This is a genomic window from Pseudomonas sp. GW823-FHT06B06 (assembly GCF_058795195.1).
Genome location: NZ_JBXAHO010000052.1, coordinates 18,265 through 35,883 on the forward strand (window position 1 = coordinate 18,265; position 17,619 = coordinate 35,883).

Annotated in this window: 14 protein-coding genes; 5 read left to right on the top strand and 9 right to left on the bottom strand. The window is 62.6% G+C overall.

Annotated elements, in window-relative coordinates; genetic code table 11:
* Positions 1-7 precede the first annotated feature (7 nt).
* The 5 genes from AC1Q8Q_RS29335 to AC1Q8Q_RS29355 are packed head-to-tail and all read right to left on the bottom strand — an operon-like array spanning position 8 to position 4,547.
* Positions 8-1,186, bottom strand: coding sequence for a lipid-transfer protein (locus AC1Q8Q_RS29335; protein WP_020801276.1), 1,179 nt, complete (start codon positions 1,184-1,186; stop codon positions 8-10).
* 17 nt (positions 1,187-1,203) lie between these two features.
* Complete coding sequence (locus AC1Q8Q_RS29340) at positions 1,204-1,623, bottom strand: MaoC family dehydratase (RefSeq protein WP_033043866.1); 420 nt, start codon at positions 1,621-1,623, stop codon at positions 1,204-1,206.
* Positions 1,595-2,728: an acyl-CoA dehydrogenase family protein gene (locus AC1Q8Q_RS29345; protein WP_489325715.1), complete on the bottom strand. Its 1,134-nt coding sequence runs from the start codon at positions 2,726-2,728 to the stop codon at positions 1,595-1,597. Before AC1Q8Q_RS29345 ends, AC1Q8Q_RS29340 begins: the two co-directional genes overlap by 29 nt.
* 8 nt (positions 2,729-2,736) lie before the next feature.
* Positions 2,737-3,705 carry a bifunctional MaoC family dehydratase N-terminal/OB-fold nucleic acid binding domain-containing protein gene (locus AC1Q8Q_RS29350; RefSeq protein ID WP_033043869.1) on the bottom strand — a complete coding sequence of 323 codons (969 nt, stop codon included), beginning with the start codon at positions 3,703-3,705 and terminating at the stop codon, positions 2,737-2,739.
* A gap of 56 nt (positions 3,706-3,761) precedes the next feature.
* Positions 3,762-4,547, bottom strand: coding sequence for an SDR family oxidoreductase (locus AC1Q8Q_RS29355; protein ID WP_432668369.1), 786 nt, complete (start codon positions 4,545-4,547; stop codon positions 3,762-3,764).
* 135 nt (positions 4,548-4,682) lie between these two features.
* On the opposite strand from AC1Q8Q_RS29355, the gene AC1Q8Q_RS29360 reads away from it, so the two are divergent.
* Positions 4,683-5,474, top strand: a complete 792-nt coding sequence (locus AC1Q8Q_RS29360) for an enoyl-CoA hydratase (protein WP_492615846.1) — start codon at positions 4,683-4,685, stop codon at positions 5,472-5,474.
* A gap of 124 nt (positions 5,475-5,598) precedes the next feature.
* On the opposite strand, the gene AC1Q8Q_RS29365 is transcribed toward AC1Q8Q_RS29360, so the two are convergent.
* Positions 5,599-5,910, bottom strand: coding sequence for a DUF6124 family protein (locus AC1Q8Q_RS29365; protein WP_492615847.1), 312 nt, complete (start codon positions 5,908-5,910; stop codon positions 5,599-5,601).
* A 604-nt stretch (positions 5,911-6,514) separates the two neighbouring features.
* Between AC1Q8Q_RS29365 and AC1Q8Q_RS29370 the strand changes: the two genes are divergently transcribed.
* From AC1Q8Q_RS29370 to AC1Q8Q_RS29385, 4 genes are all read left to right on the top strand, one after another.
* Entirely contained in the window at positions 6,515-9,259 is a 2,745-nt protein-coding gene (locus tag AC1Q8Q_RS29370) for a type VI secretion system Vgr family protein (protein WP_492615848.1), read from the top strand.
* Positions 9,256-11,148 carry a phospholipase D-like domain-containing protein gene (locus AC1Q8Q_RS29375; protein WP_188264741.1) on the top strand — a complete coding sequence of 631 codons (1,893 nt, stop codon included), beginning with the start codon at positions 9,256-9,258 and terminating at the stop codon, positions 11,146-11,148. The genes AC1Q8Q_RS29370 and AC1Q8Q_RS29375 overlap by 4 nt, the downstream gene beginning before the upstream one ends.
* A complete protein-coding gene (locus tag AC1Q8Q_RS29380; protein ID WP_492615849.1) occupies positions 11,148-12,434 on the top strand; it encodes an SEL1-like repeat protein in 1,287 nt (428 codons plus the stop codon). The genes AC1Q8Q_RS29375 and AC1Q8Q_RS29380 overlap by 1 nt, the downstream gene beginning before the upstream one ends.
* Positions 12,435-12,529: 95 nt before the next feature.
* Positions 12,530-12,991: a hypothetical protein gene (locus AC1Q8Q_RS29385; RefSeq protein WP_110749066.1), complete on the top strand. Its 462-nt coding sequence runs from the start codon at positions 12,530-12,532 to the stop codon at positions 12,989-12,991.
* A gap of 141 nt (positions 12,992-13,132) precedes the next feature.
* Here AC1Q8Q_RS29385 and AC1Q8Q_RS29390 read toward each other — a convergent pair whose 3' ends face one another.
* From AC1Q8Q_RS29390 to AC1Q8Q_RS29400, 3 genes are read right to left on the bottom strand one after another with little or no spacing between them, the layout of a single operon-like run.
* On the bottom strand, positions 13,133-13,906 hold the full coding sequence (locus AC1Q8Q_RS29390; RefSeq protein WP_492615850.1) for an SDR family oxidoreductase: 774 nt from the start codon (positions 13,904-13,906) through the stop codon (positions 13,133-13,135).
* A complete protein-coding gene (locus AC1Q8Q_RS29395) occupies positions 13,903-15,597 on the bottom strand; it encodes an FAD-binding protein (RefSeq protein ID WP_492615851.1) in 1,695 nt (564 codons plus the stop codon). The genes AC1Q8Q_RS29390 and AC1Q8Q_RS29395 overlap by 4 nt, the downstream gene beginning before the upstream one ends.
* Before the next feature lie 8 nt (positions 15,598-15,605).
* On the bottom strand, positions 15,606-17,315 hold the full coding sequence (locus AC1Q8Q_RS29400) for an FAD-binding protein (protein WP_492615852.1): 1,710 nt from the start codon (positions 17,313-17,315) through the stop codon (positions 15,606-15,608).
* Positions 17,316-17,619 lie beyond the last annotated feature (304 nt).

The window sequence follows — 17,619 nt, forward strand, 5'->3', positions numbered from 1 at the left end:
CTGCTCCTTAGGCTGTGCCGAGTATCAGGCCGCTGGTGGGTACGCCGGTGCCGGCGGTGACCAGCACGTTCTGCACATCCGCCACCTGGTTGACCGCCGTGCCACGCACCTGGCGTACCGCTTCGGCGATGCCGTTCATGCCGTGGATATAGGCCTCGCCCAATTGCCCGCCGTGGGTGTTGATCGGCAGTTTGCCGCCACGGGCGTGGTGCCCGGCGCGGATGAATTCCTTGGCTTCGCCGCGTTTGACGAAGCCGAACTCTTCCAGCTGCGGCAAAACGAACGGGGTGAAGTGGTCGTAGATCACCGCGGTCTGGAACGCGTCCGGGCCCAGGCCCGACTGGCGATACAGTTCGCGGGCGACCACGCCCATTTCCGGCAGCCCGGTGATATCGTCGCGGTAGAACGAGGTCATGCTCTGCTGGCCATGGCTGATGCCTTGGGAGCCGGCCTTGATGGTCACCGGCTTCTGCCGCAGGTCGCGGGCACGCTCGGCCGAGGTGATGATCATCGCTACGGCGCCATCGGATTCCTGGCAGCAGTCGAGCAGGTGCAGCGGTTCGCAGATCCAGCGCGAGGCCTGGTGTTCTTCCAGGGTGATCGGCTTGCCATGGAAAAACGCCTGGGGGTTGGTCGCAGCGAAATCCCGCGCCGCCACCGCGACACGGCCAAAATCTTCGGAGGTGGCGCCATAGGTGTGCATGTAGCGCTGGGCGAACATCCCGACCCAGGCGGCTGGCGTATGGAAGCCGTGGGGCATGTACCAGCCGTAGTTGACGTTGTCGAAGGTCGGCGTCGAAGCGAAGCCGTAGGCACCGGTGCCGAAGCGATACCAGGAACGCTCGTTCATGGCCCGATACACCACCACCACTTTCGCCACGCCGGTGGCCACCGCCATCGCCGCGTGCATCACCGGCCCGCAGGCGGCGCCGCCGCCGTGGGGCACCTGGGAGAAGAACTTGACGTCCTTGCACCCCAGCAGACGGGCGATTTCGTACTCCGGGACCTTGTCCACCGAGTAGGAGCTGAAGCCCTCTACTTCGCTTGGGTCGATGCCGGCATCCTTAAGCGCACTCAAGGTGGCCTCCAGGGCCAGGCGCAATTCGGTGCGTCCGGAGTTCTTGGAAAATTCGGTCGCGCCGAGGCCAACGATCGCGGCGCGCCCGGAAATCGATGAATCAGTCATCTGTGTCTCTCCGGCTGTCAGGGCAGGACCAGCGCGACCGTGCCGGTCACGTGGTTGCCCATGGAATTTTTGCCGCTCAAGGTGATTTCCACCGCGCGGGTGTCGGCATCGAGCGCGCTGACGCTGCCGCTGAAGGTCATGCAATCACCGGGATAATTCGGCGCGCCAAGCTTGATTTTCAGCGCGGTGAATTGCGCCAGCGGCCCGGCCCATTGTTCGATGAAGCGCTGCACCAACCCGTTGGTGGTGAGGATGTTCATGAACACATGGGGCGAACCCAGGGCACGGGCCGCCTCAGCGTCGTGGTGACCGGGAAAGTAATCACGGGTGGCAATCGCCCCGCCGTTGATCAGGGTCACGGTAATCGGCACCGCGAGCTCCGGCAGTACTTCGCCGGGGCGCACGTCTTCAAAGCGCTTGGTGTTCTTCGAGGTCATATTTCCATCCCAGCTTGTCGTTATCGTTGAGCCAGTCGCCCAGGCGTTCCAGGTTGGCTGCCGAGCCACCCAGGGCAAGGGACAGGCCGCGACTCCAGTAGAGAAAACGGTGGATCGGGTACGTCAGGTCGACGCCGATACCGCCATGCACGTGTTGGGCGGTGTGGCCGATGCGGTGCCCCGCTTCACAGGCCAGCCAGGCGGTGGCCAGGGCTTCGGAAGGCGCCGGCAAGCCGGCATCGATGCGGTAGGCCAATTGCCACAGCGCCGTGCGCAAGGCTTCGACGGCGATATGGTTGTCGGCCATGCTCATCTGCACCGCCTGGAAGCTACCGATGACCCGCTCGAACTGCCGACGCTCGCTGACATAGGCCACGGTGCGGCGGATCTGCTCTTCGCTGACCCCCAGTTGCAGGGCCGCCAATGCCGCCACGCTGCGCAGCTCCAGCCAGGCGACCGCCTCGGCCGGCAACAGCGCCGCCGCGTTCACGGTCAAGCCCTGGATGTGCAGGTCGGCCGCCGCTTCGCCGTGGGTCATCACTGCCGGCACCCGCTTTATCTCGGGCGCCGACAGATCGAGCAGCAGCAAACGTGGCTGCGCGTCGACGTCTACCAACACCAGCGCGGCCTGGGATTGCTCGCCCAATGCCAGGGCCGCGACCCGGCCGTTGACCGACCAGCCGTCGGCGCACGGACAGGCTTGCAACTCGATACCCAGCGCGCTGCTCAGGCCCTCCATGGACAGGCTCAACAGCGCCTCGCCGGTTGCTGCCCTCGCTACCCAGCCGGCACTGTCGCCAGCATCAAAACGGGCCAGGGTCGCGGCGGCCAATTGATGACGCCACAGCGGCACCTGGGCCAGGGCCTTGCCCTGGGCTTGCAGCACCAGCATCAGTTCGGTCATGCCCAGGCTGCTGCCACCGTGCTCTTCGGGAATGGCCAGGGCATGCAGCCCGGTCTCGATGCACAGCGCCCACAGCGGCGCCATCATCGGCTCGCCGCTGGTATCCCACTGGCGCATATAGTCGTCATGGCAGTGGTCGACAAACAGGCCGTCGGCCATCTGCGCAATGGCGCGCTGGTCTTCGCTCAATTCGAAATCCATGGGGGCTCCTATGCCTCTACCGGCCGAAACATCGGCAGGGTCAGCTGGTCATCGAAGGTCTGGAACTCGACCTGCAACGGCTGGCCGATCTGCAACTGGTCCCGCTCGACACCGACCAGGCCGGCGATCAGGCGCACGCCTTCGGCCAGCTCGATCAGGCCGATCGGGTTGGGGTAATCGAACGGCGGCACTTCGGGGTAGTGCATCACCACGAACGAATACAAGGTGGCGCGGCCGCTGGCCTGCACAGTGTCCCAGTCGAAGCTGTGGCACTGGATGCACACCGGTGCCGGTGGATGACGCAAGGTCTTGCATGCCGTGCAGCGCTGGATCAGCAACTGGCCCTGCTCGCAGCCCTCCCAGAAGAACCGCGTGTCATCGCTGATGCCCGGCAGCGGGCGCTTGGCCTTGGCCGGTGCTGACTCAACCTTTGCCGGCGCCTGGGCATTGGCCGCTCGGAACTTGAAGACGCGAAACAGCAACTCGCCGACCGGCTCATCGCCACCGGCTTTTTCGACGAAATGGCTCATCACCAGGGTGACGAAGAAACCAGTGCCCAAGGCGGTGGTTTTCTCATCGCCGACCGAATCCAGGCGCGTGGTGTAGTAGAGTTTTTCCCCCAAGCGCACCGGGCGGGTGAAGCTCAGTTCGGAGTTCACCGCCACGGTGGAGGCGTAGCCGTAGGCTTCCATTTCCTTGAGCACCTCGTAAGGGTTCTCGTCGGTGGAGCCAGGTGGGTAGTTGTTGGCGTGCAGGCCTTCCATGGTCCACACCTGCAACATCGCAGGCGGGGCGATCAGGCCCTCATGTGCGGTGCCCAAGGCGAAACCCGCGTCGGTGTACAACGGGTTGTCCACGCCCATGACTTCGCACCACTGGCGAATCATCGGGGCGTTGACCTCGTCCCAGGCATACACGCGGCCGTACTGGCGCCCCACCAGGGCGCGCACATTGGATAGCAATTGTGGATCAGCCAAAGTCGTCTCCTTCACATTGAAGGCGGCCACCGAACCCGGTCGCCGCAATAGGTCGATCAGGTGGGCAGAACCTGCGCGGCATCGAGAAATGCCGGGCGTTCACCACCGCCATGCAGCAACAGGTTGCAACCGCTGGCGTAACTGGCCAGCGGCGATGCGATGTAGAGACAGGCGTTGGCGATGTCTTCGGCCACCGCCATGCGCGCGGCCGGAATGCCGGCCGCGACGGCGGCGATACCGGCCTCGGAGCCGTAGTGCAGGTGCGACTGCTCGGTCTGTACCAGCCCCGGGCTGACCGTGACCACCCGCACCTTGGGCCCCCACTCCACCGCCAGCGATTGCACCAGCGCCAGCACCCCGGCCTTGGCCGCGCCGTAAGCGGCGGTGCCTGGCGAGGAACGCAGCGCACTGATACTGCCGATGAAGACGATGCAACCGCCCTGGGTCTGTGCCTGCATCAGCCGGTTGGCGTGCTGGGCGACATTGAGCGGGGCGATCAGGTTCAGACTGATGATGCTTTCATGAAACCTCGGCGAGGCCGTGGCCGCGTCGGTGGCAGGGCTGCCACCGGCGTTGTTGATCACCACGTCGAGGCGGCCGAAATCGCGCTCGATGGTGGCGAACAGGCGTTGCAGGGAATCGTGGTCGCGCACATCGGCGGCAATGAAGGTTGCGCGCTTGCCGGCCAATGTCGGCACCTGCTCAGGTTCGCGCCGGGCACAGATGATCACCCGAGCGTTCGCGGCGAGAAATCCCAGCGCGATACCGGCGCCGATGCCCTTGGTGCCACCGGTAACCAGCACCACCTTGCCGCTGTAATCAAGACCCGAATGCAGCTCCATCATGTGCTCCTTTTCTACTGACAAGGATCACTCTAGGGACGAACCGCGGGCCAAACTACGTCTGAACGGACGATGAAAATTCAGCGGCGTGAACAGGACACTGGCGATTATTCACACCTTGCCTGGTCTTCGAAGATGCCCACGTCCGACTCATCTGCTGCACCGGTTCTGCTCGAACACCCACTGCCCGGCGTGGCCCTGCTGCGACTCAACCGCCCCCACGCGACCAACGCCTTGAACCTGGAATTGCAGGCGCTGCTGTCGCGTCATTTCAGTGAGTTGGCGATAGATCCCCAGGTGCGCTGCATCATCCTGACCGGCGGTGACAAGGTGTTCGCCGCCGGCGGCGACATCAACAGCATGGCCGGGGTCGGCGCCATCGACATCTACAAGCGCCACACCGAAAGGGTCTGGGGGCCGATCCAGCACTGCCCTAAACCTGTGATCGCAGCCGTCTGCGGCTACGCCTACGGCGGTGGTTGCGAACTGGCGATGCACGCCGACCTGATCGTCGCCGGGCGCAGCGCACGCTTCTGCCAACCGGAAATCCGCATCGGCATCATGCCCGGTATCGGCGGTACCCAACGTCTGGTCCGGGCCGTGGGCAAGGTCAAGGCGATGCGCATGGCGCTCACCGGCCAACCCATCAGCGCCGAGGAAGCCTGGGTGGCCGGGCTGGTCAGCGACCTGGTGGACGATGACCAGGTACAGGCCCACGCCCTCGAGCTGGCACGCGTCATCGCGGCGATGCCGGCGTTGGCCGCCGAGCAGATCAAGGAGGTGATCCTGGCTGGCATGGATGCGCCGCTGGAGGCTGGTTTGGCTTTGGAGCGCAAGGCTAATGCGCTGCTGTTTGCGTCACGGGATCAGAAGGAAGGGATGCAGGCGTTTATCGACAAACGGCCAGCACAGTTTGAGGGGTATTGAAATCTCCCTAACGAAAACGTTGATCCCCCCGTAGGAGCCAGGCTTGCCGGCGAAGGCGATTTCAAATACGCCTTCGCCGGTAAGCCTGGCTCCTACAGTTTTGCGTCCCGCAATCCTTGCGCGTCTATTCCCGCGGATCAATCCGATCCAGCGCCCGATTGACCGCCAACTCCCCCAGCATGATGACTTGCGCAATACCCAGCAGGGTATTGCGACTCGTCCCCTGCGTGCGATCCGCTAGATCCAGGGTCATGACATTGGCCGAAGCGAGTGACTCACAGGCGTGGGCCAGCAGGGTTTCGGTGTCGAGTTCCGGGTTGACGATGAACATGGTGCAGGGTTTGCGCGGGGTGGCGTTGATGTCGGCGGCTGAGGGGGTGGGGTCGGAAGGAGTTGCCGGATCGCTGTCCGGCGGGTTCGGTGTTGGCTTGATCATGAGTGCTTCCCTTATTAGTTGGGCCGCACCATCTCGCTACTACACGAAAGGGTGGCAGCTGTGCGCAAGTTAGTAGACCGGCAAGGGTAAGCAAAAACCGGCGCGCCCGAGGACGCCATGCGCACAGCTACCATCAAGTGCAGGCGAATACCTGACTGATGATGCTCATGCGACCGCTTTAACCTTGGCCGGGCTACTAAACCCGATCACTGCAATCAGTGACGGCGATCAAGTTACCGAGCGACTCCAAGGCGCACAAGCCGGCGGATTCTGGCGTAACCGTAGGCAACGGCGCAAGGCGCTGTGGCTTTCGGGAAGTAACCTGACTGGCGTTTAAACACGCTGCAAATTGCTCGCAAAAACGCTGACAATAGAGGCGAAACAACCCTCGCTCCAAATGCTGGGATGCTGCCCCGCCCCCCTTTAGTCAAACACGCAAATATTCCTACAGATGCGCCGCACCGCCATCCCGGACGCATCCTACGCGTATATCGGAAGCATCCTACCCCTACTTTTGTCAGATTCATTAAAGCTCTCGAGTGCTTCAACGAGGGTGGAAAACCAATCCTCCCCGTATGCCCATCCAGCCCAGGGAGGCCTGTCCATGAGCACTCAATCGCGCATCTTTTTCGATCACCATCGCCATAAATTCACCATCCACCGGTTCGACGCCAAGTTCGACGTCCTGGCCTTCGAAGGCGAAGAACACCTCAGCCAGCTCTTCAGCTATCGCATCGAATTCACCTGCACCGAGCAGGACCTCAGCGCCGAGCAAATGCTCAACAAGGACGCCCGTTTCAGCCTTTACCCGCCACCGGCAAAGCCACCTTATCCGGGCCTGCCGGTGCCCGAGGTCAAGCCGCTGCGCAGCCTGTACGGCAAGATCAACAGCTTCCATCGCCTGTCCGCCTCTCGCGACGAAGCCCGCTACGAAATCACCCTGCAACCGCGCCTGGCCCTACTCGACCGTGGCCGCCAGTACCGCCTGTACCAGCAGCAGTCGGTGCCGGAGATCGTCGAGCACATCTTGCGCAGCCGCCACGACTTTCTCGGCCAGCACTTCCTGTTCCAGCTGGTGCGCGACTACCCCCGCCGTGAGCAGGTCATGCAGTACGGCGAGAGCGACCTGGCGTTCATCGAGCGGCTGCTGGCCGAGGTCGGCATCTGGTACCGCTTCAGCCACGACGACCGCCTGCAGATCGACGTCGTCGAATTCCACGACGACCAGCGCCACTACCAGTTCGGCGTCCAGCTGCCGCTGCGTGCACCGGCCGGCTTCGCCACCGGCGAGGACGGCGTGTGGCAGCTGCAGACCCGCCACCAGGTGGTGGAAAAGTCCATCAACTTTCGCGCCTATCACCACCGCGACGCGCGGGCCTGGCTCGATGGCGAAGTCGACCAGACCCGCGGCACCACGAGCACCACCTACGGCGAGGCCTACCACTACGCCGAACCCTACCGCGTGCTCGGCGATCGCCTCGATCAGGACGAAGATCTGCAAAGCGAAAGCGGCTTTTTCTACGCACGCCTGCGCCACGAACGCTACCTCAACGCCCAGACCCACCTCAGCGGTGCCAGCAGCAGCGCCACCCTGGCACCGGGGCAGGTGCTGAAAATCACCGATGGCGATACCGTGGCGCCAAAGTTCCCCAAAGACGCGCCCAAGGCCTTTGCCCTCGGCGCAGTAATCACAAGCCTGCGCACCCGCGCCGCCCGCGACCGCAGTATCGAAGTGCATTTCGAGGCCATCCCCTACGCCGAAATGGTCTGCTTCCGCCCCCCGGTCCCGGCCAAACCACTCATCGCCGGCACCCTGCCGGCCCGCCTCAGCAGCCCCGACCGCAACGACCGCTACGCCGAAATCGACCTCGAAGGCCGCTACCGGGTGCGCTTCCTGTTCGACCGCGACACCTGGAAACCCGGCCAGGAAAGCGCTTGGCTACGCCTGGCCCGACCCTACGGCGGCGACACCCACGGCCTGCACCTGCCGATGCTGGTCGGCACCGAAGTGGCCGTGGCCTTCGAACAGGGCGATCCCGACCGCCCCTACATCGCCCACGCCCTGCACGACAGCGAACACCCGGACCCCGTGACCCTGCGCAGGCGCGACCACACCCGCAACGTGCTGCGCACGCCGGCGAACAACAAGCTGCGCATGGAAGACCTGCGGGGGCAGGAGCACGTCAAGCTCAGCACGGAATATGGCGGCAAGAGTCAGCTGAGCCTGGGGCATTTGGTGGATGCCAAGAAACAGAAACGCGGGGAAGGGTTTGAGCTAAGGACCGATGGGCATGGCGCCATTCGTGGGGGCAAGGGCCTGTTCATCACAGCCGAGGAACAACCGAAAGCCCAGGGTCAGGTACTGGACATGCAAGCCGCACTGGGCCGCTTGCAACAGGCCGGCGAGCAGTCGCAAAGCCTCTCCAGCGATGCCCAGGCGGCCCACGCCGACCCTGCCGATGTGGAGGCCCAACTGTCACTGATGCGCGACCAACTCGATGAGCTCGAGGCCCAGGTGATTCTGCTAAGCGCGCCACAGGGCATCGCCCTCACCAGCGGCCAGCACCTGCAACTGGCGGCGCAGGACAACCTGATGCTCAACGCTGGCGGCCAAGCCGATATTAGCGTGGTCAAGCGCCTGTTCATCGGCGTCGGGCGGGGGTTGAACCTGTTCGTGCGCAAGCTGGGGATCAAACTGATCGCCAATCAGGGCCCGGTCTCCGTGCAGGCGCAGAACGACCAACTCGAGCTGCTGGCCCGCCACGAACTGTCGATTACCAGCACCGAAGACGAAGTCCGCATCACGGCAAAAAAGAAAATCACCCTCAATGGCGGCGGAAGCTATTTCAGCCTCGATGCGGGCGGCATCGAATCGGGGACGGCGGGAGACCACACGGCCAAATCCGCCCACTTCGCCTTTAGCGGCCCGGCCAGCATGACCGCTACGCATCCGGATTACCCGCCACTTCAATCCAGGCAAACCTTGCGCTTCGAGATACCGCAAGCCCCTAACGCCTCGGGCCTCGGCTGGGCGGGAATGCCCTACACGCTGTACGCCGACGGCGCAGTGCTCCAGCAAGGCGTGCTGGACAAGAGCGGGCAACTGTCGATCGACCACCAGGTCGTGACCCGGGGTTACCGGCTGGTGATGGCCAACGGTGTGGCTTACCAGATCCCGGTCCCCACCGATTACCGCAATGCCGAGCAGGCAGCACTCGCCAATCGCGGCCTGCATAACCACCCCGCGCAAGCCGCTGCCGAGGTGAGCCAGCCAACGTCACACACCGATCACCGCGGGCAGTACGCCGCGCAGATGGGCATCAACGACCCGGAAGGAAAAATACAATGATGAGACCCGACATTGTCGTGCCGGTCGCGCTGCAGCATACCAACAAGGTGACCTGCACCCCGCCCTGGTACGTGCAGCACACCGAGTACCCTCCTGCAAAGGCGACCTATCAACCCTTGATCAACGGCGAGGAAACCTTCCGGGCCGTGCACGAGGCTATTGCCAGGGCCGTGAGGACCGTCGACATCATCTGCTGGGGGTTTCAGCCGTCGATGTACTTCATCCGCGATGGCGTATCGCCGCGGATCGGCGAGTTGCTCATGACCAAGGCGCGGGAAGGCGTCGAGGTTCGGCTGTTGGGTTGGGAAGCGCCGTTCAATGCCGCTGGCGTGGCGGGGGAAGCCAACTTGCCGGGTAAAGGCCCGTACCGCATCGCCAACCGGGAGTTGCAACCTTCCACGGACGACCAATACGCCTATGACCGTCAGTGGTTTTCCCGATGTGCATTCAATGGCAGTGCGGCGGCTGCGATGCGTGTCGCTCGCAATGTGCCGGTGTTCGTCAGCCGAGGTTTCAGCGTGTATGAAAGAGCTGAAATTGCCCATCAAGTGAAATACGCAAGTCTCGACCCGCACCTCAGCCCCAGCACGATTGCCACGCTGAGCGCGGCTGCGACCCACCATCAGAAAACGGTCCTGGTTGACTACGAAATAGCCGATCGCGCCACTGGCTTCGTCATGGGCCACAACATGCTCGACGAGTATTGGGACACCAACGATCATTCGGCGTTGAAACGCGCCAAGGACAGTAAGCCGAAAGCCTGCGCCGGCCCGCGTGGCGATACCCCGCGCCAGGACATTTCCAGCCAGGTCAGTGGACCCATTCTCGAACACCTGCACCACAACTTCGCCACCGCCTGGCGCAAGGAAACCGGCGAGGACCTGTTCGCCTCGCGCCGTGCCATGCAGGTGGGACCGACACTTCAATGCACCCCGGACGCCACCCGGCAAATGGCCCAGCTGGTACGCACCCAACCGCAGGAGGGCAAGCGCGATATCGAGGCGCTGTATCTGCAGGCCGTGAACAACGCGACCCAGTTCATCTACATCGAAAACCAATATTTTCGCTGGCCACCTCTGGCCGAGCTGATCAAGGCTGTGGCGGCCGGTCAGACGAAGGCCGGGCGCGACCCCGGAATACACGGTCCCTTGCACCTGTTCGTGATCACCAATGCCAGCAAAGACAGCGTAGAGCCCGGCGCGATCAATACCCAGCGCATGCTCGAAAGCCTCGGGCGTGGCGACACCATCCCCGTGATCACCAAGTTACGGCGCGTTGAACAGACAAAGCGTGACGCTGCGAAGCAGGCCCCCACCCTGGGGGAAATGCTCGAACAGCGCGCCTTACTCACGCTGACGAATCTTACCGATGCGCTGGGCGGAACCGATTTCAGTGAAGCTCAGCGGCATGCAGCCAGACTCAATGATTTTCGAATGGCTGACCTCAACGCCAACATCAGCGCAATCGAGCGCAACGCCGTTGAAGCGGACCTGAACATTCCCGGCCTGAAAGTCCACGTGTGCTCGCTGGTCGCCCCCGACTCACCGGCGGGCAAGGACTGGATGCCGGTGTACATCCACTCCAAGTTGATGATTGTTGACGACGTGTTCACCACCCACGGCTCAGCCAACATCAACACCCGCAGCATGCAGGTCGATAGTGAGCTGAATATTGCACATGAGTGGGCGAGTGTGACCCAGGGGTTGCGGCGGCGGTTGTGGAACATGCATACGGGGGAGAAGGGGGGGCAAGATGATGCGGAGCAGGCGTTCAAGGCTTGGCAAGAGATCATCGATGACAACAAAAAGCTCAGGGAAAGTAAGGATAAGCCTAGCGCTTCGCTCGTGGAATTTTACTACGGCGATAAAAAGCTGCAGGACATCGACTGATGCGCCGTTTACTCCTGCTGTCCTGCCTGCTGCTGGTCGCCTGTGACAGTTCCAGCGCCCTCAACCCTACGAAGAAGGATTCTCACGTGAACCCACTCACCGAGATCAAAGCCAAGTTGGCTTTTACCTGTGCACACGAACAGATCCCTGAGTCGTCAACCGAGTCTGATGTACTGTTTCAATACGCTCGCTGGCTGCAAAAAAACAACCAGCTCAAGCAGGACAAAAACATCAATGTCCAAATCGAGCGGCTTTACCGCATCGCCTCAGAAAACGGCCATTACAAGGCCAATATCAACCTGCAGAACGGCGCTATGCGCGGCCATTTCAATTTGCGTGGTGATGAGCATCTGCGCCTGAGTCAGCAACTGATCGATGCAGGCGTGGCCACGGGGTATTACTTTGTCGGCAACTTCCTGCAACAGGGTTCGGCCGGTTTGAAACAGGATACGGAAATGGCCTTGCGGTACTACCGCAAGGCCGCCGATAAAGGCAATGCAGAAGCTCAGTATTACGTGGGGGATAAGCTGGCACCGAGCGACATTGCTCCAGACGTTGCTCGGCAGATGCGCCGTTGTGCTGCCGAACAGGGGCACGGTAGAGCCGCTGTCATGTTATCGATTTATCTGAGAGATGAGCAAAAATACAACGAAGCAATGGAAGTCTTGCAATTGGGCGTGACGGGGGGCAGCGATAGCGCTGCCGGCCGCTTGGAAGCCACATTTCGCGATCCACTACCTTCCAACACGATGCATTACCTCGGGCAAACGGAAGACCTCGAACGCGCCGAACGCTACCGAAAAATCTGGAAAATACTCTCGGGCTACTCCTACGCCAACCCCAAAGTCCCCGAAATCAACGAAATCCTCCCGCTCCCTCCCGCCAAACTCCCCGCCTGGGACGGCAAACTCCAATGGCTCGAAGCCCGCCTGGCCAACATCCCCCCAGAAAAACCCGGCGAAGCGCTGATCAACCAGCTGGCCAAGGCCAAACGCCTGGCCCCCGCCACCGGCCGACCGCTGCCGGAATCTCCCGACTTCATCCAAGCTACCTCTCCCAGGCCGACCTGCAATAGCGGCCAAGCCTGCCCGCAGACTGGCTACTGGAAAGCCGATATCGGCAGCCAGCTTTTCTCGCGTCTCGAAGGTGAACAAATTCGCCGGTTCGAGAAGGGCGAAATGCTCCCAACCGTCAGAGTCCAGAGGCGCCACAGCCGCTTCCTGCTCGCCGACCGAGTGACCGTCGAAGAGGAAAATATCGAATGGAGACTGTTCGGTGACGCCTGAGTATTTCCTGATCGACAGGTGCAACCGATAAACACATAAGGCTCACGCATTAGAAGCAACACCGCCAATTCCGGCGACTAAAAGGGAGCAATATAATGAGCAAGCATGAAGCAGGCGATAAAATAACGTTCGAGATGCATTCTCCGGGAATGGAGGTGCCAGCGGGTGAAAGCTCAAGTGAAGTAGACGACGAAGGTTATGTCCTTCTCGGCAAGGTTCATGGTCACGTTATCGAAAAAATTAAGGGCGGCATGAAAGTCACTCGCCCGGATGGGTCAACAATTATCTTGAATGATGGTGAGGTGACCATCGAAAATCTTGTTCCCAAATCAGTAGGGATCCGGAGCCTGTCCGAGATTGAATCATTCGCTGTGCGAACACAGGATCAAACTCGTATTTTTCGCCTGGATTTTATTGGTGGGGGCCATGTCGAAGTAACGTACGCGCAAGACGGCCGGGTCATGGGGGTCACCGGGCAAAACATCAAGCAATCAATCACCAAGGACAATGAGATAATCGTCAGCCAAGGTGATTCGGCCAGTGTTCAAGTGCCTTGAATCGAGAGAAGCCCTGATAGAGGAAAAACAGCAGCCTGCGGCAGCTCCTACAGGGTGAATATCAGAAGGTAATTTCAGATACGCCTCCGCCTGTAGGAGCGAGCCGGTGTTGGGTGTTTGGGGATGGGATAGCACCAGCCGCTAGATACTCATCACCATCTGCCCACTATCAACGCGCAACTCCACACCATTGATCGCCCGCGCCTCATCGCTGGCCAGGAACAGCACGCTGGCCGCCACATCCTCAGGCAGGCACATGCGGTTCATCGGGTCGCTGTCGATGGTCAGGCGGTCCGGGTCGATACCTTGGGGAAGGCTGCCGCGGGTCATGTCGGTGAGGACGCCGTCGGGGTGCAGGGTGTTGCAGCGGATGCGGTATTTGCGCCGCCGGCAAAGCGCTGCCACCGAACGCGACAACGCCGCCACCGCGCCCTTGGAGGCGCTGTAGGCCGCGTAATCGTCGCGTCCGGCCAGGGCCGCGATCGACGACAGGTTGATGATCGAACCACCGCTGTCCTTCATCAATGCGATGCCTTCGCGGCAGCCTAAAAATACGCTGTCGGCATTGACCCGCAGCATCTTGTGCCAGTCCGCCAGGGTGGTTTCTTCGATCGAGCCGCAAATCAGGATGCCGGCGTTGTTGACCAGGATATCCAGGCGACCGTAGCGCTCGCGCACATGGTCGATGACCTGGCGCCACTGGTCTTCGCTACTGACGTCCTGGCGAACAAAGGCTGCCGTCGGCCCAATTTCGGCGGCCAGGGCCTGGCCGGCCTCGATGTCCAGGTCGCTGATCAGCACCTGGGCGCCTTCGGCCGCCAGCAGCCGCACACTCGCGGCGCCGATGCCCTTGGCGCCGCCGGTGACCAGCGCGACCTTGCCGTGAACCCGGCCATTCTTGTTGTCGGTCATCATGTCATCTCGTGTGTATGGATCGTTTCGGCTTGCTGGGTGCGCGCGACAGCGGCACCGGCTCGTCGACCGGAGAACACGCAGTCGGCCAGGGACAAGCCACTGATGTACAGGTGCGAGGGAATGCCCAACGCGCTGCGGCCGGCGGCGTACAGGCCACTGATGGCTTGCCCGTGTTGGTCCAGCACCGCGCCGCTGCGCTCATCCACGCGCAAGCCGCCCAGGGTCAGGGCGCCCAGGGGGAAGACCGGATTGGTCACTGAGATATCGCAGGCATAGAAAGGCCCCTGCTCAAGCACCTGGCGACCGCCCTCGGACTTGCCGAATGGCTCCGGCGCTTCGCCACGGGCGGCGGCGTTGGCGGCCAGCACCGACGCACGCAGTACGGCGGGGTCCATGGCGGTCGCACTGGCCAACTCGCTCAGGCTCTTGCCCTTGCGCACCTTGAACAGCATCAGCGCCAGGGCCGGAAAACTCTGGAACCACCAATAGCCGCCGAACAGCGCTTCGCGGATGGCTTTCTTGCGCAACGGCGCGTCCAGCACCAGCCATGCCTTGCCGCCCTGCTCTTCCATCAACGGTTGCCCGAGGGTGGCGCCGTAGACTTCTTCATTGCAGAAGCGCCGGCCCTCGCGATTGACCACGATGCCCTTGTGCCAACTGTACGGCGGGTTGATGAAGCGCCATGCCGATACCCGCTCAAGCCCCGCCCCCTGGCCGCCGACACTGGCGCCCAGGCGCAAGCCGCTGCCATCGCAACCGGTGGCGCCGACCTTGAAGTTGCGCCGGAACTTCGGTGCGTGCTGTTCGAGCAACTGGCGATTGAAGATGAAGCCGCCGGTGCTCAGGATCACGCCATGGCGTGCCTGCACCCGAAGGGGCCTGGCGAAATCCCGTTCCAGCTGGCAGACCTTCTTGCGCAATTTGTTGCAATAGCCCGGCGCGAAGTTCTGCAGGCGTTCGGCGCGGGCGGACAGTCGTGCGTGCAACTGGGCTTGCTTGCTGCCTTCGGGCATACACCAAAACTCGGCACCCAGTACCCGCCCCCGGGGGTCGACCAGCAGTCGTCGCGCCGCCGCCTGCAACAGCGTTTTCGCTCCGGCCTTCAGGCACGCTGCCTTCAGGTGGGCAAAAAGCACCGCGCCGCCCTGCCCTTTGCCCACGGTGCGATGCCCTCGTGGTGCAGGCGGCAAGGGGCCGCCGTGGTCGGGCACCAATTCGTTGCCCGAGTAATAGAGGAAGTAGCCGTCGGGCGGGTACGAAGTCTTTCCCCCGCCGGGTGGCATCTGGTGGGCATAGGGCGCGCCGTGGCTTTCCAGCCACTCGAGGTTGCTCACACTGTCGGCGCAGAAGCGCCGCAAAGTGTCATCGCTCACCACGCCCCCGGTTTCGTGTTTGAGGTAATCGAACATGGCTTGGGGGCTGTCGTTGAAGCCCGCGGCCTGTTGATGACGCGTACCGCCACCGGCGTAGACCACCCCGCCACTCTTGGCGCTGGCGCCGCCGCCGGTGAAGCGGTCAGCGATCAGCACGTTGGCCCCCTGGGCCCGAGCTTCCAGCGCGGCGCAGGCACCGGCAGCGCCCCAGCCGACGACCAGCACGTCGCAACGTTCGTCCCAGTCCACACTGCTGCCATCGGTTACTTGCAGGGGCGGCAGCACATCGGTGCTGGGGAGGTTATCGGACATTGACATAGCCCCTCCTAACGCTGGCTAGCCAGGTGATTGGCGGCGACATAGCCGAAGGTCATCGCCGGCCCCAGGGTGCCACCCGCTCCCGGATAGCTGGTGCCCATCACCGACGCCGAGCAGTTGCCAATGGCGTACAAGCCGGCGATGGCGGTGCCATCTTCGCGCACCACCTGGGCATGCTCGTTGGTCAACAGGCCGCCCTTGGTGCCGATGTCCCCGGCGTCCAGGCGCATGGCGTAGTACGGGCCTTTGCGCAGGGGCGCCAGGCACGGGTTGGGCTTGATGTTGCTGTCACCGTAGTAGCGATCGAAGACATTGCCACCACGGTCGAAGTCGAGGTCCACACCGGAGCCTGCATAGTCGTTGACCTTGGCCACGGTGGCTTCCAGACCGAGGCTGTCGACGCCGATCTGTCGGGCCAGGCCAGCCACAGTGTCGGCCTTCCAATACAGGTTATTGAGCCACTCCTTGCGCAGGCGGCTGTCGGGCATGATCTGCCCTGGCATCAACGGCCCCATGGCATAGTTGAAACGGAAATGCGCGTCGAAGATCACCCAGGCCGGTACCGACTTGCCGCCGGTTTTCTGGTTGTCTTGATGCATGGCATCGACAAATTCCAGATAAGGCGCGGCTTCGTTGACAAAGCGGTGCCCCAGGCCGTTAACCACGATGGCGCCGGGGAACGCACGCTCGGCAAAAATCCCCCGGGGTTTGTCTTCTCCCGGTACGGCAATGGTCGGCGCCCACCAGGCCCAATCCATCAGCGCGGTGGCCGCGCCCTGGGCCATGCCGGCTTCCAGGGCCGCGCCGGTGTTGTTGCCGGGCGGTGTCGCGCTCCAGGCCTTGCGGGTTGGCTTGGGCAGGTACTGGTCACGCAGGGCCTGGTTCTGTTCGAAGCCACCGGAGGCCAGGATCACACCGTGGCGTGCCTGCAGTTGCAGCTCGGCACCGTCACGGCGCACGGTGACGCCGCTGACCCGACCGTTATCGGTGACCAGGCCGCAGAAATCGGTGTTGAGCCACAACGGTACATTGCGATCCATCAGCGAGCGGCGCAAAGACGCCACCAACGAACTGCCCAAGGACGCGCGGCGATCCATCTTGCTCTTGCGTCGCCATTTGAAGTCCAGCTTGTAGCGCAGCATCAGTTTCATGATCAGCAGGCGCCAGCCGAAGCTACGGGCCATGGCCTTGTGCGCATCGCGCGCCGTCCAGGCGATGCGCCCCATCAGCAGGGTCGAAGGCGAAGGCTTGCGCAGGTTTGCCAGTTCCTCACCCAGCAGACTGGTGTCGAACAACTCCGGATCCAGGGTCCGCCCACCGGGCAAAGCCCCCGGCAGGTGCGGATAATAATCAGGGTATTTGGCCGCCACGGCGTAGCGCACCCGGCTGATACGGGTGAGCTGCTCGATCATCTTCGGCGCATTGTCCAGGTAGGCACGCAGGCGCGTTTCACCGACATGCTCGCCCGCTGCCGCCTTCAGGTAAGTCAGGGCGGTGGCGTAGCTGTCGTTGCCCTTCATGCGCGCGAAATAGTGGTTGTTGGGAATCCAGATACCGCCTCCGGAGATCGCCGAGGTGCCGCCGTACTGGTTGCTTTTCTCCACCACCAGCACACTGAAACCCTGGTCGGCGAGGAATACCGCCGAAGTCATCGCACCTGCACCCGAACCGACGACGATCACGTCGTAGTGGGTCTGAGACTGAACTTGAGCCGTCATTGTTGTTATGCCATTAGCTGAGGTCAGGAAAGAACCGCCGACCACGCAGGGTGCGCTGGCGGAGTGCAGCCCATGATCGGGGCTGCGGGGGGATGGGCTCATCGTCAAAGTGGACTAGGGGGGGGTGGCCTAGGGGATTGGGTGTATATCCATTGCTGCGGTAACGGCGACTTATGGTTTCGCTCTTACAGCGGGTCACTTTGAGAAGCGCAAAGTAACCAAACGCTTTTGCCCCACCACTCGGTGCCTCGCTAGGGCTCGGCATGCCCTCACTCCGGCATTGCTCCGTGGGTCGCCGCGATGG